This window comes from Fictibacillus sp. 26RED30 (assembly GCF_015903845.1).
In the GTDB taxonomy this organism is placed as follows: domain Bacteria; phylum Bacillota; class Bacilli; order Bacillales; family Fictibacillaceae; genus Fictibacillus; species Fictibacillus phosphorivorans.
In genome coordinates this window covers 1,440,769-1,461,165 of record NZ_JACZDV010000001.1, presented here as the reverse complement: position 1 = coordinate 1,461,165, position 20,397 = coordinate 1,440,769, and the positions used below count along the sequence as shown (strand labels likewise).

The window sequence follows — 20,397 nt, the reverse complement described above, 5'->3', positions numbered from 1 at the left end:
TTCAAATCAACCACGTTTTAACCATAAAAAAAGTTGCAATATTTTACAATTATTTTCAATAAAAAATACTCAGATTGATTTCTGAGCATTCTCGGGTTTCAACTTTTCAATTATTTGTGCACATTCTTTCCTTGTGTCAGGATGTAGAATTACACGATCCGTTAAAAGATTGGCGATCAAGCGATCCGAAATGGTGGGTCCTGATCGTTTTCTTCCCCATCTTCTTGAGAAAGATTTGTAATCACAGATCATCTCGTATACATACTTTCGGGGAATCGGAACCGCTTCTTTTTTAAGCTGATCTACCACCCAATAATTCCAATGATGTTTATTGTGATGTTGATGATGAAGCCAAGCATATTGCCATTCCACTTCACTGGGCTTCTCATCTGAATAAAATTTCTTAGCATATGTAAAAAACTCAGCTGGATGAAGTTTAGATAGATCATGTGTAAATGCTTGAACATAAAGTCCTAACTTCCAGCATTCTATAAAGACATTCAATTTATGTTCAACAATATAAAGAAGATATTTTCCGTATGCCGGCATGATTTTTCACCCACTAATTGAATAATTTACTCCCATAAAATAGAATCAGCGTAAAAATAATAACTTCAATCATTACAAGTCCAGTTCGTTTCAATGGTGTTCCTTTGTACTTCATTCTTTCAAACAAATATTGTATGAACACAATTGCAATTGCCGTGAAAAAACTATTAAAAAGTGTTAATTTCATAGCGGATTTTCAAACATATTCACTACGAATACAAATACAAAAATTGTAACGAATGTGTAGCGGCTTCCTATAACTATGTTTTTATCTCCAAGGATCTTTTCAAAGAGTTCGTCAAGTATTCGATACAAGGTCCCACTTCCTAAAATGAAAATGAAAAAGTTAAGGGGCTCATCCCAAATACGTTCAAAATCCACAAATTGAATAATCGTTAAGATCACAATAAGTCCACAAAGCTCTCCGACATTGTTTTTGGATCGTTTAAAGAAAAAATGTTTCAGTGACTTCATAAGCTGTCCTCCGTTTATGTCTATAATCTGCGATTCATATTTCATTCCTTAAAAAACTCATTTTTCCTTCTTATACCTTCAAACTTATAAAGCATTTTTAATTCAATCATCAACATAAGATGAATAAACGAATTTAACAGGAGGTTCACTATGAAAGCTGTATTATGTCTGAAGTATGGTACGCCAGAAGTACTTAGCCTACAACAAGTTCCAAAACCATCGCCTAAAGAAAACGAGATACTGATCAAAATCCATGCTACTACCGTAACAACTGGGGACGTCAGAGTTCGTGGCTTTAATAGTCCTCTATTATATTGGCTTCCGATGCGCTTATTCCTTGGTATACGAAAACCGAGAAAACCGATTTTAGGAGTTGAATTAGCAGGAGTTGTAGAAGAAGTCGGCCAACGTGTTACTCGGTTTAAAAAAGGAGATGACGTGTATGCCATGACCGGAATGCGATTTGGCGCACATGCAGAGTATATTTGCCTCCCTGAAGACGGAATTGTCACACATAAACCACAGAATGTAACTTTTGAAGAAGCCGCTGCCATTCCCTTTGGAGGGACTACAGCGCTGCATTTTTTAAGAAAAGGGAAGATTCAAAGCGGACAAAAGGTTCTGATTTATGGTGCCTCTGGAGCTGTAGGAACAGCCGCTGTCCAACTTGCCAAGTTTTTTGATACTGAAGTAACAGCTGTGTGCGGTTCAACCAATCTAGAACTGGTTAAATCATTAGGAGCTGATCATGTCGTAGATTATACAAGAGAGGATTTTACAAAATCGGATAAAAAATACGATATCATTTTTGACGCTGTAGGAAAAACATCAACGTCTAAAAGTCAAAATGCATTAACAGCTAACGGTAAATTCGTAACCGTTGATGGGCAAGGTATTGCAAAAGAGCGTACAGAAGATCTAGAATTCTTAAAGAAACGAATTGAATCTGGTCAAATGATACCCGTCATCGATCGTTATTATAAGCTAGACCAAATTTCAGAAGCTCATGAGTATGTTGAAACTGGCCGTAAGAAAGGTAACGTTGTCATCAGAGTGGTTTAAAACCAAAAACGCACTTCTCAATCTAGAGAAGTGCGTCTTTATGTATGTATTTACTCACTAAGTTTTTGAAGATCTGAATGGTATTTAAAAAGCTGTCCTGCATTTGATCATCTTCAATTGTCCAACAAGTAGCTAACACAGCATGTGAATAGGCTCTTAACAAAACTCGTTCTTTATTCAGATTCAATACATCTACAAAAATATCAATTCGTTTTTCTATTATCTCTTCCACTCCATGTTCAGGTAACTTATTCAGCAAATATTGAACAACCTCATATTCTCGGTCTCCGATTAAACCCTTTGGATCGATCGCAGTCCAAGAATCTCCATTTGCTAGTATATTGTAGTGGTGAAGATCGCCATGAAGTAAATATGTCTTCTCTATAGAAGTGTTTAATCCTTCAGTAATAAATAAAGCCTCTTCAATGGTTGCTTTTGAAACAGGTAGATAACTGTTGTAATTTTGATAGATTCGTTTCAAACTATTTTTACGATCAAGAACAGTCGGAAGGTTAGAATCAACTGGGGCAGGAATCATTAACTTCTTCATCACATTGGCAGCAATTATTGTAGCCTCATCATCATCTTCTATTTCTGCTAAAGTTTGTCCTGGCTGTATTCGTTCAAGAATCATAGTGCCTCGTTCCTTCTCAAACACTAACACTTTAACTGTACTTTCACCATACAAAAGTTGAAGTGCGCGTAATTCCGCTTCGAATTCTTTCTGATCGATCACAATTTTTATAACCACTTCACTTCCATCACTCCTTAAAGCCGGAGCAACGAAATTGTATGAAAGATTGAAAGTCTGTTGGATGTGAAGATCATAGTTTTTTTCGCAGTCAGCGAGCATCTCTTCAAAATGTCTTAACCATTCACTAGCCTTTTCTCCATGAACACCTGTAATCTGTTTAATGAATGTATCAGGAAGTTTGTAACTCATCACATCTCTCCTTATGTCATCTGTTCTTTTCTTTGTTTGGTGTATTCGTGGTACAACAACTTCATAGACTCTACTATTCTTTCATCAGATAAAGTGTTTGAATAACGATTCGGGATATCATTAACTCCTAGTACATAGAGCAACGGATATTGCTGGAATTCTCCTAAAATTCCTATATCCACCACTAAATTCTCTAAACCACCGCTCATGTGATTCAACATATGGTTTGGAATTCCGTCAAGGTGATCTTGTGGACGAACTAGACCGTTCATTACTGGTAACCACAATTGAGGTTCAGCGTGATATCCTTTATATATCGCTTTTAATATATGAAGCACTTCACCGATTTCTCCGCTATTTTCAAGATCGCGGGGATTTGAAGTGAGATTGAAGTGATTGTACTCTCGACTAAGCTCTGCATTTATCTTCTTCCACCCTCCACAGTAATTCACAATGCTATCAGCAGCTTTACTATCGTGACATGTGATCATCACTTCAACGAGATTACCTAAAGACAAAGACAGTATACCTTGAAAATGTGGAAATAATATGGCACTGTTCTCCTCTTTATCGAGTTGAAAATCCTCAATTAAGTCATTCCAATGAAACAAGCCTCTCTCCACCCATTTTGTTACGCAATATCCAATTACTACTTTTGCGGCCGAAGCTAGTGAAACAATCAAGTTAGAATTAAATGAACATACAACTTCTTGCAGTTTCGTTGAATAGATGATTATGCCTACTTGATCGGATTCAACAGTCTTTAGTGATGTTACAACTCTTTCCATATCTATTACTCCTTCCATTACATTTGTAATTTATATCCAATTGAACCATACCATAATTGAATTTTTCTGTAAAAAATTTAAAAGAAGCGTATAATTTTCTATATTAAATTCGTTTTACATAGTGAACGGCAAAAAAGGAGGGAATTTTTTAAAATGTCTCAAACAACAAAAACACTTCAAGAGCAATCAAATGAAATAAGACAAAGACTTGATGAAGAAATATGTAATATTAGTGAACCTTTATGGAACTATTGCAGATATCTTACGGGTTCACCATGGGATGGTGAAGACTTGTATCAAGAAACGATACTAAAAGTACTTGGTGGTCTTTTTACAAGATGGCATCCTACTAACTTAAAATCCTATGTATTTCGCATCGCAACCAACACTTGGATCGACCAGTGTCGAAAAGAAAAAAGAACACTCGGCGAACTACAGGAAAACAATGAAGCTTTTGAAGAATTGTCGGACAATCTGGAGTTAGAAGAAGCTCTAGTAAAATTAGATGCCCTTTTTTCCCCACGACAAACAGCAGTGTTTCTTCTTTTGGAGATCTTTCGCTTTCAAGCTGATGAAGTTGCGAGTATCGTAAAAACAACGCCTGGCGCTGTTTATGCTTCAGTGAGAAGAATGAAATATAAATTACAGACCAATAGAGATCATTCGATTAAACCGAAGCTTGAAAATTCACCTCAACAATCAAAGACGATACAAGCCTATTTGAAGGCATTTAATCATGGTGATCTAAAAGGGGTGCTATCTCTTATAAGTGATCAAGCACATTACGAAGCATCATTAGGTTTCCTAGAAGTAAACAAAGAGGAAATCATAAATGGGTCACTTTCATACGGCTTACCTGGACATCATGCTATTGAATGTAAGCTATGGGGTAAACATGTCATTGTGGTATTGGCTGAAACGGATCAAGGTCAGCTTGTACACGATATTCAATATCAAGAAGTCGAAAATAACAAGATTGTTTACCACAGAAGCTTCTTTTTTAGAAAAGAGTTCATTGTGGCTGCCTCAAAAGAATTGGGATACAAGCCACAATTAAATAAGCCTCCTCTTAACTGGGAAGAGAAATGATACATTTCGAAAGAATGCTCTTTTAGTTAAAAAACTAAATATGCAACCAAAAAGAAACTTGAAGTTCAAAAAAATGTGACTGGTATGTCCAGTCACACAAAGTTTAATAGATTTAATTAGGAAACAATCTCACACTTTAATGTATTTCGATTCACTTGGATATATTCACCTGTAGTTTTATTCATTACTTGTGACACTTGATTGGTGTGTGTAATTTCACACCAATCATTTTGTATATCTACCATTATTTTTAATTGAACATCAGCATCTCCATACTTCAAACCGCTATAAGATAATTTTGTCATCAAGCATAACTCCTTTCTTATTTTTTGTTAATTTAATGAGTCTTCATCAATAAACGGTCTAGTAGCGCAGCCACTTCCAAATCTCACTTGGTGTCGCATTTTTTCCATAAAGTAAAATACCTGTCTTAAACACTTTTCCAGCTGTTTTCATCAACAGCCAAATACTAGCTAATAAGATAACTAATGCAATAATGATCTCAACCCACGGCCATTCATCCAATAAGGATAGGCGAAGGATAAGGATGCTTGGAGATGTAAGTGGAAAATATGTGGCAACTTGAGCAATGATTCCGCTCGGGTTTGCCAAAATAGGGCCGAGAAATATAAGCGGAAGAAACGGCAGCATCATGACGATTCCTTGAAAATTGCTTGTAGCTGTCATATCTTCAACCGTTGCACCAATACCAACGAAAATAGCGGCAAACATCAAGTAACCGGCAATAGAGATCGCTAGCAAGAGCAATAGTTCCGGTACAAAGAGATACTCCATGACTGGTAGCTCATATCTCCATGCTGCAATCGGAACAACGAGTAATAGCCAAGTTCCTACTTGAACAAGTCCTAATATGAAATAACCGATGATTTTCCCTTGCATTAAGTCTCCAGGTGTTACGGAGGATAATACAATCTCAGCTACTTTTTCCTTCTTTTCTTGAGAGGCACTCTGGAAGATCATCATACCTGTCATAACGATTGAAAAAAGGACGATACCAGCAAATGCTCCTGGGATGATGCGTTCCATTGAGCTGTTATCCGCACTCTGTTTATCTGACGGATTTAGAGAGCCTGAATCAGTTAGTGTTGAAGCTTGTTCTGACCTAATCTCAATTCCTTTTATTATCGATTGAACGACTTCAGGAGAAAGGTTAAGCTGATCAAATTTCACCTGACGCAGTGGCTCTTGTAGAAACTGCACTTCACTTGAAAAGGTGTCAGGCATTTCATTACTTGTGAAAACCTTCACTTCTCCTGTTTTTACCGCATTATCTGTCAATGCCACATAAGCTTGGTTTTCGGATGATTCTATCTCTTTGAGTATCTTTTTTGAATCACCTGTCACTTCTTCCATCTTCCAAGATAAATCTTGAGACTTAACCAATGAATTAATATCATCGAAAAGGTTCAGTTCATCCTTCAAATATACTGTAACGTTCTCTGAATCAGGTTCTCCTTCCAACTTTTCGAGGAGTGTCGGAAAACCAGCAAACACGATAAATAATAGCGGTGTCAAGAGGAGTGAAATAATAAAAGATTTATTTTTCATGTTCCGCTTAAGTTCCCACTTAGCTACTTTCCAGCTGTTACGCATACTTCACACCTTCTTTCACAATTATGTTTTTATCTGAAGCGATATCAATAAAAATCTCATGCAAAGATACACGATCGATTATTAATTCATACACATTCAACTCTATTGGCAGCTCTCTAAGCCAGATCGGGATGTGTACGTCTTGCTCTAAGTAAAGAATCGATCGATCCTCTTTACTTTCAACGCGATGAACAGAGGGGATATTACTCAACAATTCTTCAGGGTTGTCACCAATAATCGTACATTTGAAGTTTGCGTATTCCCTCTTTACATCTTCCATCTCACCATAGATCACTTTCTTGCCTCGATGTATCATAAATAATCGATCACATAATTCTTCGACCATGTTCATCTGATGAGATGACAGGAGAATTGCTGTGCCATTGGCTGCAAGTTCTTTAATTTCTTCTTTAAATACTTCTTGACTTACAGGATCAAGACCTGAAAATGGTTCATCTAAAATAAGCAGTTCTGGTTCGTGAATAATCGCCGCAATCAATTGAACTTTTTGCCCCATCCCTTTTGAAAGCTCTTCTACCTTTGTGTTCTCTTTACCAGCAAGTCCGAATTTTTCTAAATACTCCAAAGCACGTTTCTTCGCCTTTTTTTGTGGATAGTCTTTAAGTTCGGCGAAATAAAGCAAGATATCCATCACATTTACGTTTTTATATAAACCTCTTTCCTCAGGCAAATAGCCTATCTTATGACGAGGAATCTCAGAATTTCCATGAAAATGAATAGATCCTTCGTCTGGAAACATAATGCCCATAATGTTCCGGATCGTTGTAGATTTCCCAGCACCATTCGGCCCAAGAATCCCCATGATTTCACCACGATGTACTTCAAAAGAGATATCAGAAATAATTCTCTTATCTTTAAACGATTTCCCTAATCGCTCTACTTTCAATATGCGCTCATTCATCTTCTCTTACCTCCCCATTAGCATGTAAGTAATAATTTCTTCTACTTCTAAAACCTCTGATTGCATAATTTTTATTTCATTTTTCTTCAAGAATGTGTCTGTTTGATCTACATTATTAGAAATGAGCAAACGATCGTTCAAACGGTCGATCTCACCAGGAATCTTTTCAATCCCTAACCCATTTTCAAACCAATAGCGCTTGTATCGGTACACTAATTCTTCTTTTTCGTATTTACCTAATACTTTGCCTTCGTTCATGATCACGATATAATCTGCTAACTTCTTAATATCATCAACTTGGTGGGTAGCAATAACGATCGCTCTCTCATCTCTTTCCATCCAATCCACAAGAATGTTCATTAATTTTTGTTTTGAAGGAATATCCATATTGGCAGTGGGTTCATCTAAGATTAAAAGTTTTGTGTTCTTAGAGAGAGCTAAAACAATGTTAAGTTTTTGCTGCATGCCTTTAGACATTTTTCCAAAATGTTTATTAAGATCGATTTCAAAAGTTCTTACAAGATTCATAAACATTTCTTGATCCCAGTTTTTATACCAAGGTGCCATTAAATCTCTTAGATGATTTCCAGTTAACAAATCACAACCTAGAACAGATTGTGGTTGATATGCAACATCTTGTTTCCAATGTTCACTGGTCTTTATATTTGTTCCAAAATGCAACAGAAGGCCGTTGTCCGGTTTAACGAGGTTCATCATCATTTTTATGAGAGTGCTTTTCCCTGCACCGTTGTTGCCAATTAGTGCCGTAATCGTACCGAGTTCAATATCTAGATCTATTGGACCCACTGTGAAATCATCTACTGTTTTCTCTACTCTTTCAATTTGTGTACATAGCTTCATTCACTACCACCTCGATCGTTATCTTTAAGTCTTGCTAGCACTTCTTCAAACACTGATCGAATTTCATCTACTGAGTAATTGTGTCGAAGAGCGGTCTCTACACCTTTTTCAATCGCTTCAGAAACAGATGATACAGCTAATTTCTCCATCTTTTTTACCTCCACTTCAGCAACGAAAGTTCCCTTCCCTTGCGTTGTTTTGATAAAGCCTTCGTACTCTAAATCTTGATAAGCACGCCGAGTAGTAATGACACTGATCTCTAAATCTTTTGAAAGTGCTCGAATGGAAGGAAGAGGTGAACCTGCTGGTAACTTACCACTAACAATTAGTGCTTTAATTTGTCCTTCTATCTGGTGATAGATGGGAACCCTGGAATCTCTAGAAAGCTTAATAGGAAGTTCCATTAAAATGCTTCCTCCCTTCTTTACTGAAAATAATCCAATTTATTCATGTGTTTTTTCATATATCTCATCCAAAATGCAACACTTGCACCAGCTGCGATGACGGATATCAAAGATGAAACAATGGGCCATTTGCTTGCAAGCACAATGGTGAGTCCAACTAATCCGTAACTCGAGAGATAAGGAACAGCAAATAATATTAACGAGAAGCTTCCCAATAAAACAACTGCGTAAAACGCCATCTTCACGTTCGTGACTTTATCTCCTGAATCACTTGCCGGATATACACTTCCATAACAAATGCCAAAGCTAAGCCAGATGAGTGAAAATGCTATAAACTCAAGAGGCGGTAACGTTTGTCGCAATTCAGGAGCAAAGCTATACATGATCACTAATACTGCTAGATGGAACGGAAGTGAGTAAATAAAATAAATAATAAATCGGCTTCTTACCACAATCTCTCTTGGAATAGGAAGTTGGTTAAGAAAGACTGTAAAAGGTTGTGCCCACATATTGTCAGAAAGTTTTTGGTATTGATATTCCTTTGGTTTAGCCCATATGGCTGCAACACCAAAAGTAAGTAAAAAGAAAATATCATACAGCATAAAGTGCTCTTCTAAGTAAGAACCAATAGACATCGTCAAGAAAAACGAATATGGCGCTAATAAAAAAAGTAAAAATAAAATACTTTTCTTTGAATGTATTAATTCAAATTTTGATAGCCGAAATGCTTGTTGCCATCGGTTCATAAACATCATCCACCTTTTTGTAACTGTTATAGTGTTTATATCTATATACACACTATATAACATTGGTGATCATTTTACCACACTAATTACAAAAGATTATGTGAATCATTGTAAATAAAACTCTATAGAAGCGTTGTTCCTAATGACTAATTCTTCTATAATAAAATGTAATAAAACCATGGAGAAACGTATTAAGAAAAGGAGAATATATGAATAAATCTATTAAAACGAATCCTGTCGTACGTACAGAAATGCTTATTAGGAAACCAGCTAACCTCGTATTTGAAGCTTTTATAGAGCCTGACATCACCACAAAATTCTGGTTCACTAAAAGCAGTGGAAGACTATCAGAAGGAAAAAAAGTCTTGTGGGAATGGGAAATGTACGGAGTTTCCGACGAGATTTTAGTTAAAGAATTAGAAACAAATAAACGCATTTTAATTGAATCTTCCAATGGAACAACAGTGGAGTGGTCATTTACTTCTCGCAACAATAATGAAACTATGGTTAACATCACAAATGCTGGTTTTACCGGTGATGGTGATGAGGTACTAAACCATGCCATTGATGCAATGGGAGGATATACAATGGTATTGTGTGGGCTAAAAGCGTATTTGGAACACGGCATCCAATTAAACCTAGTGGCAGATAAAGCACCAGATTTTCACGTATAAGCAGCAAAAAAGGACCTCTTAGGTCCTTTTTTTATAAGTTAAATGTATATTTTATTTGTTCAGCTACTTCATCAGGGTTTAAATTTTCGTTGTTAATTCGCAGATAATTTTCTCTTTTTAACTCTCCCTCTTCAGAGTTCAAACGGTACTTTTCCATCGATGTCTTTACATCATTTTCCGACCACTTAATATTTCTTTTAGAAGGTTTATGGTCTAACCTATGAGAAGTCGTGTTTCTCTTAAGTCTTGTCTCTAGATCAGATTCAAGTTCGACAAAATAGATCTCTGCTCCTTCCTTCTCAAACACCTGGCACACACCTTCAACAAACTCCCAATCTTCCTTATAATTAAACGCCCATACATATGTAAATATCATTCCATACTGATCACTCTTCGCATATGTTTGAAAAATCTCTGAACGAAACAATTTCACCAGTCTTCTTCCCTCATCAGAACCATATTCAAAAAACGGTGTAACAAGATCGATCGTCATGTGATTATGAAAAAGCTTTAATTTTGTGACTTTCTCTAACTCATGCCCAACAGTCATCTTCCCAACCGCTTGCGGGCCAAATAATAATACGAGTTTCATCTCTTCACCTCTATATGTTAAATGTTTATTCTCTAGTTACACAAAAGAATGAAAAACACCTCTTCTTCAAAACAGCTTAGAAGACGTATTTTAAAAAGGCCGTTAAATTTAAAAGAAAGACCAGCTACGAAACATGGTCTTTCTAATCCTAAGATTGCAGATAATCTATGATAACTTCCTTAAACTTTTCTGACTCCTCGTAATGAGGAGTGTGACCACTTTCTTCAAAGATTAATATTTCTCCGTTAATAGCATCTCGCTCGAACACCTCAAAATGCTTTTCACACGTACAAGCATCATATTTTCCAACGAGTAACAACACCGGATTTTCAACAAACTTTATGTCATCTAACAAAGAATCAAATATCTTGCCTTCTTCTCTTAACAAATTGTAGTGGTGCTCTGAACGGTCATAGAATTCGTCCCATTCTTCCTCAGAATAAAATGAATAATAATCCGTTGGGTTATTATGATTATGCCGATAGATCTCCATACGGTTCTCACCTAACTCATCACTCAACTTCATATATTCTTCTGTTAATTCACGAATGGTATGATTCCCCTCAGCAAGTAACAAACCTTTCTCGTATAGTTCGTGTTTGCCATACTTTTTTAGTAAATGTGCAGTCTTTCTGATAAGACTTCTCGATGTTAGTTCAAAATCAAAAGTTGGTCCCTCGAAAATCACTTTTTCTATAGATTCAGGATGTTGCCGAACATAAGCTAGAGCTAAAAATCCACCAAATGAATGACCAATAAGTGACCACTTTTTTATATGTAAAAGTTCTCGAAGAGCTTCACAGTCATCGATTAAATCTTGAAAGCCAAAGGGTTCATTCTTTTCTATGTTTTCAGACCGACAAACTCCTCTTTGGTCTATTAAAATTAGATTGAAATGCTTTCCTAATCTTTCAGCTTGATGAAAAGAAAAATCATGACATCCTTCCCCAGGACCTCCATGAAGATAAAGGATAGCTGGTTTATCATCAGTACCGTAACGTTCTACATATAATTTTTTGCCTCTAATTTCAAATTCTTGACCGTTTAGTTGCTCTATCATTTCTTCATCGCCTTTCTTTGATTCATGAAGTTCTTAATGTTTACTAGATTGATAGTACAAGTGAAGCAAATCTTCTACAGGAATGTTATCTATCTTCATACCGGTAATATCACTTTTTTCAATTTCAACATGTTTAAGGTCACAATTTACTAGTTTGGAACCAGTAAGATCGCATCTGTTAAATAGAAGAGGATTCCCTTTGTCACCAAGATTTGTGTCTATGAATTGGGCACCACTTAACGTCACGTAAATGAATTCACTATCAGATAAATTCAAATCGGCAAACATTGTATTTCTATAGTTAATATTTTGAAACTTTGAACGACTTAGATTGCAATTGCTCATATGTATTTGACTTACGTTACTGTTGCTTATCGAACAACATTCCATCGTAACTTGGTAATATTCAGAATGACTTAGATCAGAGTTTTCATATTGATGATGAGATAAGGTTTGATTTTTCATCATACTCTCATGTTGAAACGGCTGCTTAATATGTTTTACAAAACAAAACTCTTCTTCACCTTCAAAGGTCACAACATACCCCATCTTTTTATAAAAGTAATGGTTATTCAGCTGTCTACTCGACGTCTCAAGATCCCAAGCTCTTACATAAGGAAATTCTTTTTCAATTAAGTTTATAACTAAAGAACCAATCCCTTTACCTTGGTAATCTGGATCAATAAAAATTCGATCAATCCTGCCGTATGACTTTCCTGAGATGGTGGCTATGATTCCTCCAACAAGAATACCATCGTACATTACTTTGAAATATTCTAATTCTCTAATCATATATTTAGTCATTTCAACAGATGTGTATCCTGGTGGCTGTATATTGAAGTCGATGGTATCTAGATGCGTAAGCCATTTTTCTGCTTCGCCATCAAACGTTTTTTTCATAATGGCAGTTAACTGTACTGCATCGCTAATTGTTGCTTTTACGAGTGTAGTCTGATCTAACATGTAAGCGTTCTCCTTTATATGTATAAAAACACTGTGTTATTTCTTAAAAGACAGTCCTCTTTCATGCAGTGCAGCAAGAAGTTGTCCCATCGCTTTCGGACCTATTCCGTGTAATTTCTTAAGATCTGATTCCCTCCAATCTGTAAGTTGCTCGATTGAAGATATGCCTGCAGATGTCAAAGCTCTTTCAGCGGGTTTTCCTAATTTTGTGGGGAGATTTGTATTTTGCATACTTTCACCTCTTTACGGAATTAAATGTCTGGTAATCAGATAATCGTTTTTATGAACTTTATAGCTACCTCTTGAAGCAAAATACATAGAAACCAACCGCTTATACCTAAACCTAAACAGGTGATTAATGATAATGAGTGCTTTAATGAAATATATACAATCACTAATAAAACGGCAGTCGCCGGAAATCCCCATAGAACGCCAAGAGCAAATTTGCTTAACGCTTTGGTTGGCTCTCCTTGTACATAAAGCCAAATGATGCTTAACAAACTGACAAGTGGAAGAGCAGCCACCACCCCACCAAAACTAGGAAACCTTCTAGCAATTTCGGTAACAGCTGCTATAACTCCTGCAGAAATTAAAATTTTCATAACTACATACATGATTTTGCACGCTCACTTAGGAGTTTGAATGCCTTTGAGATTAACTCCTTTTCAACTTCATCCATACTACTAAAAATATGATTCAACTTTTCTTCATCAAGACTCGTGTTCTCATGAAGTACGATTGTGCCACAATCGGTTAACCGAAGAATGACTTTTCTTTCATCCTCCTGATCACGTTTCTTTTCTATATAATTTTTCTGAATCATCCGCTTTACATGCTCAGACGCGGTATTGTGAGAGATATCGAGATGAGTCGCTACATCATTTACAACTACCCTCTCTTTTTTATCAATCAATTGTAGAATCCGTACCATTTGATGAGTTATTTTCTCACCATGTGGATAATGTAAATGAAAATAGATGTCTGTCCAATATTGATTTAACTTTGACGGACTAAACAAGATAAGCACCTCTTTTTACATCGTTTATTAAGATTACATCTTATAACACGATATAAAAGAAGGGTTATATTACTCCGATGAAAGATAAAACTCCAAAAATAAAGATAACTAAGAACAAACCGATACCGCTGAATGCAGTTGAACGCCAGAAACCTTTCGTACTAATGAAAGCTGTTATAAATGCTAAAAGTACCCCGACTAAAAGGATGATAAAACCAATTTCACTTAATCGGTTCTCAATGACGAATTGTAAAATAAGTAAGGTGGTTAAAAGGATTAGTATAGATGCGATGCCCATATGTTTTCTCATTAATTAGGTCACCTTTCGTTTATTTTCACTAAACCAATGTCGGTTTTCATAAAGAAATAATTCTTAAATAAATAATAATAGATCATTCAAATACATGAATGATCTAATTCTAGTATTATCAACTATTAATTTACTGAGTTTAATACTAATTGAAATTCTTGTTCCTCTTCATTCTCATATCCTCTAAAAATAATTTCTTCAATATCTGAATGGTTAAAAACATATGTATGTTCTTCATTGATGTGTCCCTCAGGATAAGGAACAGAAATATAATCATATTGTTCTTCTTTTTCATCAATAACAAGTTGTTTTCTGCCATAAATCATTAATTTTTTATTTCCACCTGTAAGTAATACTATTGATCCATTAGGTAAAAGGTTTTGTATTTTCATTAACTTATCTCCTTAGCTATTAAATCTATCTAGACTATGCCACTATATTCATAATTTAAGAGATTATATGTGAAGGTAAAATTGAAGTTTAATATCAGATTTTTTTTGCATTTAATTTTGAAGTCTTTAGCTTTGACAGCTTCACTAAGTGTATATTTGATTTCATAAACAAGTATCTATGGAAAAACTTCACTGAAATATCTGTAAAAAATATCAAAAGCCCTGAGTACATAATTACCATATAAGTATGAAGCAAAACAGATGATTGGTTCAGTAGAATATGAACAATTATATATCCAGCTGGTACTGACCAATTTAGTGCTTTCTTCGAGATCAAACTGTTTTTATTCTTTTTAACATCCATTTGAATAGTGGAGAACTTTTTATTTTTTTGATAAATGAAAACGAGAATTAAAAAAACATATGAAACAAATGAAATTACGTAATATAAAGGAGTATTAATATTTAATAACCAATAACTCATTTTTTGGGTTAGAACGAAATAGCAGAACGATCCTACAGCACCTAAAAATCCTAAATATAGCAAACTCTCAAATTCAGTTTCAGATGTTTTTTTGATTAATAACCGTATTGCCCAAACATTAATAAGGAGAATTAAGGGAAGGGTTACAAATAACACCTCCTCAATATACGGGAAAAGTAAGGGCATAATAATAACTAAATCAAGCCCAATAAACGTGAATGCCCCTATTATTTGTTTTATTTGAAATGATGCAAAGAATGTTAAATGTTCTTTGAATGCATCAGGTAAATTTCTAAATTTAATGTTTTCATCAATTTTCAACCCCAAAACCACCTAATAATTTATTTGAACCAACTAGCAATTGTTTTGACGCCTTTTTGAACTCCATCTTTTATTTTATCAGAAGCACTTTTTTTATCTTTTCCTGTTTTTATTCCTTCAAACGCAAAAGTTATAGCCGAAGAAATAATTAGACCAGCAGCTGCAGCCACAAGTACCGTTCCACCAGAAGCAACTACTGCAGAAACAAAAACTGCGCCTGTGCCCAGTGATACTGCACCAAGACCTACATCTACACCAGCATCACCTACAATTTTAGATGTTGATTCATCGTTCTTTATATTTTCATATGCATTTTCAGTAGTTGTTATACCCACTCCTAACCATGAAAGTCCACCCTTCATAGTGCTTTTTACTATAGATCCTGGCTTAACATGTTTAGCTATCTCAGGTGTATTTCCTCTTTTTATTTGTGAATCAATCCAATTTTTATGATATTTTTTACCTTTAATATTCTCTACTTTTCCATTTTTTACGTGAAAGTTATCATTATGTTTTGAAATACCGAACCCTTTTACTTGAGTATTATAAGCAGACTTCGCAAACGCTGCTCCTTCTGTTAAAGTTCCAAACGCATTACCTGCGGAATTTACAGGAGCAGATAAATCAAGTACTGCCCTTGGATCATCACCTGGTAGTTCCTTTTCCCACCACTCTAATTCTTTATCTTTTACTGGATTTTTAAGCTTTGATTCTTTTGATTTTGAATTTCCATTCCCTACTTCAGATTTATTCTGGCTCCACAATTGACCAGGTTTATAACTAGCTAGACTTAGTTGACCGCTTTGAAACATTGATTGAATTTGTTCAATGAATTGGTTCATTTTAAGTATTTGTTGTTCAATAGAACTAAGAGCATTGGTTTGCATTAAGTCAAACTCTACTAATTTCTCTATTGTTTGAATAGATGATCTGTTAGCCTCTTCTACTTGATTCACAAACTCTAATTCGTTTAGCCTAGGAAGAAAGACGATATCACTTACACTTTGCATGCTTTGATTGGCATCTTGAGTTAATTCAATTGTATTTTCTTTTACTTTCCGCAAGCCGTTTGTTAACTCATTTTCTAAAAAACTTTGCCTGATAAATGCATTAGGTGAAGCGTCTAGAGATGTTAACGCACTTTCAATATTCTTTAATGTGTTTCCGTAGTTCGTTAAACATGAAATACAAAAGGTAAGAAATGGCTCATGACAATCTTGGAAGAATGCCCTAATTGAGGTACCTCCTTTTCCTTTTAAAGAATCTTCTAAAGAAACAAGTTCATTTATTGCTGATTGAATTTGTCTTAACTGATCTGTAAAACTAGACAAGTTTAAATCTAACTCATGTACCCCTTTGTACAGGGAATCTGCATCAAGCGTTTTCATTAATTTCCATATCCTCCTTACCTTTGTATCATAGTTGTTACTAGTACCTCATCGGTCTCTTGCATCATTTTTACAGATTTTTGAGTACCTTCTAAATTCTTAATAATTAATTGTTGATAAGTTATTAAAGTTTGTTGGAGAATAAGATTTAAGCTATTTAATTTGTCTATTGAATCTAAAACATTTCCTTCTCCAGTAGATGTAGGTATATTGGGCCGAAATGATTGAACAGCAGATTGTATTTTGGACAAAGACTCTTCAACATCACTATATTTAATTCTGATTTCACCCAAGGTAATCACTCCTTTAGAATACGTTAGCTTTTTATAATAGTTTGTTTAGCAGCAGAAATTGAATCCTGAATAGATTTAATCTCAGATTGAATATCCATTATTTTGTTACTAATTGCATTAAAAACAGATTCAAATTGATTATTTTCCATATCTTCGTACTCTATCAACATCCTATTTTCTCGAATATCCTCAAATTGATTTGCTAGCATTCCAGTCCAAGTTACAGAAGATAATTCAGGATTTAAACAGTGGTATTTATCATTCTGAAATGCTTGTTGATATTGTTGCATTTCACTTTGACATCTAATCAAGCGTTCCAACTGTTCCTCTTTAATCCTTAACGAACTATATAGGGATGATAAATAAGCATCCATGAAATTTCACCGCCTTACATTAAATATTGATATAGGCACTATATCACAATTAATTGGATATTTTTTCTACTTTTACAAATACCCTTCAAAATTAGGACTTTAAACCTTATTTCAATATTTTTCTAGTAGTAAGAACGTTTTAATTTCAAGTGTGATTATGAATACACTTAAACTTGTTCAACTTTTCTTAAGTATTTAGTAAAATAAGCACCTAACAGTAAAAGAACAACCGAAGTTCCCCAGCTCCATATCCCAAGGAAATCAAACCAGTAGGCTAAAAGATTAACTATCGCGATTAAGAAAAAACAGATTGATGTTAATGCTGTCCTCAGACCTGTAATTCCTTGATCTCGCCTTTGCCGTATGACGTATGTAATGGAGAATATCAACGTTATGAGGATAAGAACGGATAAAATGGATTCCATCTTTACTTCCCTCCTATTTGGTTTCTACTTAATAATACGATTCATATTTCCGATATGTTTCATTTTTTCCAATTTTCAGGAGTGTTAACAAATTGACATATCGAGAAAAACCGATTAGAGTTTAAAACATGAACAATCCAATCGATGTATTTAAGGCGCTTTCCAACGACATTCGTCTCGATATTCTGAAATGGCTCAAAGATCCACATCAACACTTTGATAAACCTACTGCTCATCTATCAAAAACGATTAATGAGAAAGGCGGTATTTGTGTGGGAGATATACAGGAAAAAGCGAATCTTTCGCAATCCACTGTATCCCAATATTTATCGATGATGCAGAAAGCTGGTTTGCTGGAATCAGATCGTCACGGCAAATGGACGTACTATCGGAGAAATGAAAAAAACATACAAGAGTTAGCCACCTATTTAAAAGAAGAATTATAGGTTCTTCTTTTTTTGTTTTTATATCGATAATTTTAAATATGTAAATATGAAGGAGTTTTGTTTATGAAAATATGGACTTATCTTTTAGCATTACTTGCTGGTGTTTCGCTAAGTGTTGAAGGGGCGATATACGGCGAGCTTGGAAAAACAATCGGAAAATTAGAAAGCAGCTTTTACAACTTTTTTGTTGGTGCCATTATACTTGGAATCGTCGTTCTGTTCTTAGGTAAAGGTTCTCTAAGCTATACGTTTCAAGCTCCTAAATGGGAACTTTCTGGAGGAGTTCTAGGTACCATCTATCTGACAATCTTAATCATAGCGATACCGATTGTTGGTGTAGGCATTGCTATGATTTCTGTTATCATCGGTCAGATTGCTATGAGTATACTTATCGAGCACAAGGGCTGGTTAGGGAGTTCAAAGGCTTCCGTTAACAAAGAAAAACTTATTGCAGTATCGCTCATGACCATCTCACTGCTGCTCATTTTTTAAGAAAGAAGGGATATCAACATGAACATATTAATACTTCTTGGATCAGTCATAGGCGGTGTGCTCCTTAGTGCTCAATCCTCTATTAATGGAGCATTTAGCAGAAAATCCGGTACGTACGAAGCTGCGTTTTTAACATTTTTCTCAGGTGCACTCCTTCTAGCCATTCTTATTCTTTTCTTTGGTGAAGGTAACATCTTAAAGGTCTTTGAAGCGCCTAAGTGGCAGCTTGCAGCCGTTTGGTTCGGAGTTGGTTACTTATTTTTAACAGTAGTTTCTGTACCACGCATTGGTGTCATCGCTACTAACATTGGTACCGTCATTGGACAGCTTACCGCGGGTATGGTTATCGACCATTTTGGATTTTTTGGAGGACTATCCGTTCCCTTCACTTGGGAACGCATGCTCGCGATTCTTTTGATGTTCATTGCACTTCGTTTTATATATATCGGTAATAAAAAGCAAAGTAATGAAACGATGCGATTATAAGCTACGTAAGCGTTTGTATCACATTTCTATCACATAAACCTCACAGAACGTTCACAAAACCGTTGTGTAAAGTGTCTTGAGGTGTTCTATTATTTGAACTGGGAATTCATTTAGTGCTTTAATAGAAGTGGATTTAAGGTTACACTATATGGATAATATAGAGAGAGAATTATTGTGAAGATGGTGTCTTATAGTATGGAAAAAACGTTGAAAGTAGAAAAACAAAAACGGTCAGCGATTCTGTCACAAACTGTGAAAACGGGAATCATTAAATCTAACCTCGTTCCTATGTTTGCCGGACTTACGCTGGCATTATATACGTACGATATCGATCCTGGCACTAAGTTACTTGATGTTGTATTCGCATTGATCGGAACCATTTTAGTAATAGGTGCAGCTGGTACGTTAAATAATGTATATGACCGCGATATTGATGCAATCATGGAGAGAACGAAGAGCAGACCTACGGTTACTGGTGAGATCGATACAAAATTTGCGATTACACTCGCTGGCATTATGGCTGTGCTTGGTATTATCGCTCTAGCGTTCACCACACCGCTTGCGGCATTACTAGGTTTCTTAGGTCTTTTCTTTTATGTCGTTCCTTATACGATGTGGACGAAACGAAGAACGATTTATAACACTGAGGTAGGCAGTATTTCAGGTGCGATGCCTCCCCTTATTGGTTGGGCAGCAATGACAGGGACGCTTGCACACCCCGCGATTGCCGCACTGTTCATCATTCAGGTCATCTGGCAGATGCCTCACTTTTATGCCATCGCCATTCGCCGACACGATGAATATAAGGCAGCTCGTATACCGATGCTCCCTGTTGTAAAAGGTGTTAAAAGAACCTATACACAAACAAACATCTATCTAGTGTTATTAAGTTTAACGAGCTTTTTGTTCCTGCCATTAAGCTTAGGGTTAACGCTAGTTGCTCTTCTTATGAACGTGGGTTGGCTCGTATTGAGCATCTATGGCTACAAAAAAAACAAGGATTCTGAGAAATGGGCAAAGCTGCTCTTTATCTATTCTCTAATCCACATGACGATCCTGTTTTCAACAGTCATCGTCTACTCGTTGGTTGGTATTTTTATATTAAATTAGAAAAAAGGTTCGGAATTGCTCCGTACCTTTTTCATTTGTTGGTCCTCTTATTTTGACTGAGCTGTAAGTGCTTGGAAACGACCATTAAAGTCGAATGGTGTCGAGGATTGTAGACTA

The 20,397-nt window shown here is 35.6% G+C and carries 30 protein-coding genes; 7 read left to right on the top strand and 23 right to left on the bottom strand.

What is annotated here, in order from left to right; translation table 11 throughout:
* Positions 1 to 69 precede the first annotated feature (69 nt).
* Both IHV11_RS07535 and IHV11_RS07530 read right to left on the bottom strand, forming a co-directional pair.
* Positions 70 to 549 (bottom strand): DUF5662 family protein, encoded by a 480-nt coding sequence (locus IHV11_RS07535; protein WP_231620205.1) that lies wholly within the window; start codon positions 547 to 549, stop codon positions 70 to 72.
* A 183-nt stretch (positions 550 to 732) separates the two neighbouring features.
* Positions 733 to 1,023, bottom strand: coding sequence for a hypothetical protein (locus IHV11_RS07530; RefSeq protein ID WP_197194226.1), 291 nt, complete (start codon positions 1,021 to 1,023; stop codon positions 733 to 735).
* 150 nt (positions 1,024 to 1,173) lie between these two features.
* Between IHV11_RS07530 and IHV11_RS07525 the strand changes: the two genes are divergently transcribed.
* Complete coding sequence (locus IHV11_RS07525; protein ID WP_197128031.1) at positions 1,174 to 2,085, top strand: NAD(P)-dependent alcohol dehydrogenase; 912 nt, start codon at positions 1,174 to 1,176, stop codon at positions 2,083 to 2,085.
* A gap of 22 nt (positions 2,086 to 2,107) precedes the next feature.
* Here IHV11_RS07525 and IHV11_RS07520 read toward each other — a convergent pair whose 3' ends face one another.
* A complete protein-coding gene (locus IHV11_RS07520) occupies positions 2,108 to 3,028 on the bottom strand; it encodes an aminoglycoside phosphotransferase family protein (RefSeq protein WP_197194225.1) in 921 nt (306 codons plus the stop codon).
* A gap of 11 nt (positions 3,029 to 3,039) precedes the next feature.
* A complete protein-coding gene (locus IHV11_RS07515; protein WP_197194224.1) occupies positions 3,040 to 3,816 on the bottom strand; it encodes a serine hydrolase in 777 nt (258 codons plus the stop codon).
* Positions 3,817 to 3,969: 153 nt separating this feature from the next.
* Here IHV11_RS07515 and IHV11_RS07510 point away from each other — a divergent pair, with 153 nt between their 5' ends.
* Positions 3,970 to 4,905: an RNA polymerase sigma factor gene (locus IHV11_RS07510; RefSeq protein WP_197194223.1), complete on the top strand. Its 936-nt coding sequence runs from the start codon at positions 3,970 to 3,972 to the stop codon at positions 4,903 to 4,905.
* 116 nt (positions 4,906 to 5,021) lie between these two features.
* Here IHV11_RS07510 and IHV11_RS07505 read toward each other — a convergent pair whose 3' ends face one another.
* The 6 genes from IHV11_RS07505 to IHV11_RS07480 are packed head-to-tail and all read right to left on the bottom strand — an operon-like array spanning position 5,022 to position 9,452.
* Positions 5,022 to 5,210, bottom strand: a complete 189-nt coding sequence (locus IHV11_RS07505; protein ID WP_197194222.1) for a hypothetical protein — start codon at positions 5,208 to 5,210, stop codon at positions 5,022 to 5,024.
* 58 nt (positions 5,211 to 5,268) lie between these two features.
* Positions 5,269 to 6,519: an ABC transporter permease gene (locus IHV11_RS07500; RefSeq protein WP_197194221.1), complete on the bottom strand. Its 1,251-nt coding sequence runs from the start codon at positions 6,517 to 6,519 to the stop codon at positions 5,269 to 5,271.
* Positions 6,512 to 7,441, bottom strand: a complete 930-nt coding sequence (locus tag IHV11_RS07495; protein ID WP_197194220.1) for an ABC transporter ATP-binding protein — start codon at positions 7,439 to 7,441, stop codon at positions 6,512 to 6,514. Before IHV11_RS07495 ends, IHV11_RS07500 begins: the two co-directional genes overlap by 8 nt.
* Before the next feature lie 6 nt (positions 7,442 to 7,447).
* Positions 7,448 to 8,302, bottom strand: a complete 855-nt coding sequence (locus tag IHV11_RS07490; protein ID WP_197194219.1) for an ATP-binding cassette domain-containing protein — start codon at positions 8,300 to 8,302, stop codon at positions 7,448 to 7,450.
* Positions 8,299 to 8,706, bottom strand: coding sequence for a GntR family transcriptional regulator (locus IHV11_RS07485; protein ID WP_197194218.1), 408 nt, complete (start codon positions 8,704 to 8,706; stop codon positions 8,299 to 8,301). Before IHV11_RS07485 ends, IHV11_RS07490 begins: the two co-directional genes overlap by 4 nt.
* 20 nt (positions 8,707 to 8,726) lie before the next feature.
* Positions 8,727 to 9,452: a hypothetical protein gene (locus tag IHV11_RS07480; protein ID WP_197194217.1), complete on the bottom strand. Its 726-nt coding sequence runs from the start codon at positions 9,450 to 9,452 to the stop codon at positions 8,727 to 8,729.
* 209 nt (positions 9,453 to 9,661) lie between these two features.
* Between IHV11_RS07480 and IHV11_RS07475 the strand changes: the two genes are divergently transcribed.
* A complete protein-coding gene (locus IHV11_RS07475) occupies positions 9,662 to 10,126 on the top strand; it encodes an SRPBCC family protein (protein WP_197194216.1) in 465 nt (154 codons plus the stop codon).
* Between the two features lie 31 nt (positions 10,127 to 10,157).
* Here IHV11_RS07475 and IHV11_RS07470 read toward each other — a convergent pair whose 3' ends face one another.
* The 13 genes from IHV11_RS07470 to IHV11_RS07410 all read right to left on the bottom strand — a co-directional run bounded on the left by IHV11_RS07470 (position 10,158) and on the right by IHV11_RS07410 (position 17,746).
* A complete protein-coding gene (locus IHV11_RS07470; protein ID WP_197194215.1) occupies positions 10,158 to 10,718 on the bottom strand; it encodes an AAA family ATPase in 561 nt (186 codons plus the stop codon).
* Between the two features lie 148 nt (positions 10,719 to 10,866).
* Positions 10,867 to 11,778 (bottom strand): alpha/beta fold hydrolase, encoded by a 912-nt coding sequence (locus tag IHV11_RS07465; protein ID WP_197194214.1) that lies wholly within the window; start codon positions 11,776 to 11,778, stop codon positions 10,867 to 10,869.
* Positions 11,779 to 11,811: 33 nt separating this feature from the next.
* Positions 11,812 to 12,741, bottom strand: a complete 930-nt coding sequence (locus tag IHV11_RS07460; RefSeq protein WP_197194213.1) for a GNAT family N-acetyltransferase — start codon at positions 12,739 to 12,741, stop codon at positions 11,812 to 11,814.
* 36 nt (positions 12,742 to 12,777) lie between these two features.
* Positions 12,778 to 12,972, bottom strand: a complete 195-nt coding sequence (locus IHV11_RS07455) for a DNA-binding protein (RefSeq protein ID WP_197194212.1) — start codon at positions 12,970 to 12,972, stop codon at positions 12,778 to 12,780.
* A 35-nt stretch (positions 12,973 to 13,007) separates the two neighbouring features.
* A complete protein-coding gene (locus IHV11_RS07450; RefSeq protein ID WP_197194211.1) occupies positions 13,008 to 13,355 on the bottom strand; it encodes a DUF3147 family protein in 348 nt (115 codons plus the stop codon).
* Positions 13,346 to 13,762, bottom strand: coding sequence for a MarR family winged helix-turn-helix transcriptional regulator (locus tag IHV11_RS07445; protein ID WP_312035196.1), 417 nt, complete (start codon positions 13,760 to 13,762; stop codon positions 13,346 to 13,348). Before IHV11_RS07445 ends, IHV11_RS07450 begins: the two co-directional genes overlap by 10 nt.
* Positions 13,763 to 13,823: 61 nt before the next feature.
* A complete protein-coding gene (locus IHV11_RS07440; RefSeq protein ID WP_197194210.1) occupies positions 13,824 to 14,069 on the bottom strand; it encodes a hypothetical protein in 246 nt (81 codons plus the stop codon).
* A gap of 125 nt (positions 14,070 to 14,194) precedes the next feature.
* The gene (locus IHV11_RS07435; protein WP_197194209.1) at positions 14,195 to 14,461 is read right to left on the bottom strand and encodes a DUF4176 domain-containing protein; all 267 of its coding nucleotides are present in this window, start codon (positions 14,459 to 14,461) and stop codon (positions 14,195 to 14,197) included.
* A gap of 94 nt (positions 14,462 to 14,555) precedes the next feature.
* Complete coding sequence (locus tag IHV11_RS07430; protein ID WP_197194208.1) at positions 14,556 to 15,266, bottom strand: hypothetical protein; 711 nt, start codon at positions 15,264 to 15,266, stop codon at positions 14,556 to 14,558.
* 20 nt (positions 15,267 to 15,286) lie between these two features.
* Positions 15,287 to 16,654: an LXG domain-containing protein gene (locus IHV11_RS07425; RefSeq protein WP_197194207.1), complete on the bottom strand. Its 1,368-nt coding sequence runs from the start codon at positions 16,652 to 16,654 to the stop codon at positions 15,287 to 15,289.
* A gap of 17 nt (positions 16,655 to 16,671) precedes the next feature.
* Positions 16,672 to 16,947, bottom strand: a complete 276-nt coding sequence (locus tag IHV11_RS07420; protein WP_197194206.1) for a YwqI/YxiC family protein — start codon at positions 16,945 to 16,947, stop codon at positions 16,672 to 16,674.
* 23 nt (positions 16,948 to 16,970) lie between these two features.
* Entirely contained in the window at positions 16,971 to 17,321 is a 351-nt protein-coding gene (locus tag IHV11_RS07415) for a YwqH-like family protein (RefSeq protein ID WP_197194205.1), read from the bottom strand.
* A gap of 167 nt (positions 17,322 to 17,488) precedes the next feature.
* Positions 17,489 to 17,746 (bottom strand): hypothetical protein, encoded by a 258-nt coding sequence (locus tag IHV11_RS07410; RefSeq protein ID WP_197194204.1) that lies wholly within the window; start codon positions 17,744 to 17,746, stop codon positions 17,489 to 17,491.
* Between the two features lie 128 nt (positions 17,747 to 17,874).
* Between IHV11_RS07410 and IHV11_RS07405 the strand changes: the two genes are divergently transcribed.
* The 4 genes from IHV11_RS07405 (at position 17,875) to cyoE (ending at position 20,280) form a co-directional block, all read left to right on the top strand.
* Complete coding sequence (locus IHV11_RS07405; RefSeq protein ID WP_197128055.1) at positions 17,875 to 18,192, top strand: ArsR/SmtB family transcription factor; 318 nt, start codon at positions 17,875 to 17,877, stop codon at positions 18,190 to 18,192.
* A 63-nt stretch (positions 18,193 to 18,255) separates the two neighbouring features.
* The gene (locus IHV11_RS07400; RefSeq protein ID WP_197190942.1) at positions 18,256 to 18,684 is read left to right on the top strand and encodes a DMT family transporter; all 429 of its coding nucleotides are present in this window, start codon (positions 18,256 to 18,258) and stop codon (positions 18,682 to 18,684) included.
* An 18-nt stretch (positions 18,685 to 18,702) separates the two neighbouring features.
* Complete coding sequence (locus tag IHV11_RS07395; RefSeq protein WP_197194203.1) at positions 18,703 to 19,170, top strand: DMT family transporter; 468 nt, start codon at positions 18,703 to 18,705, stop codon at positions 19,168 to 19,170.
* A 195-nt stretch (positions 19,171 to 19,365) separates the two neighbouring features.
* Positions 19,366 to 20,280, top strand: coding sequence for a heme o synthase (cyoE, locus tag IHV11_RS07390; protein WP_191753318.1), 915 nt, complete (start codon positions 19,366 to 19,368; stop codon positions 20,278 to 20,280).
* The last annotated feature ends 117 nt before the right edge of the window (positions 20,281 to 20,397 follow it).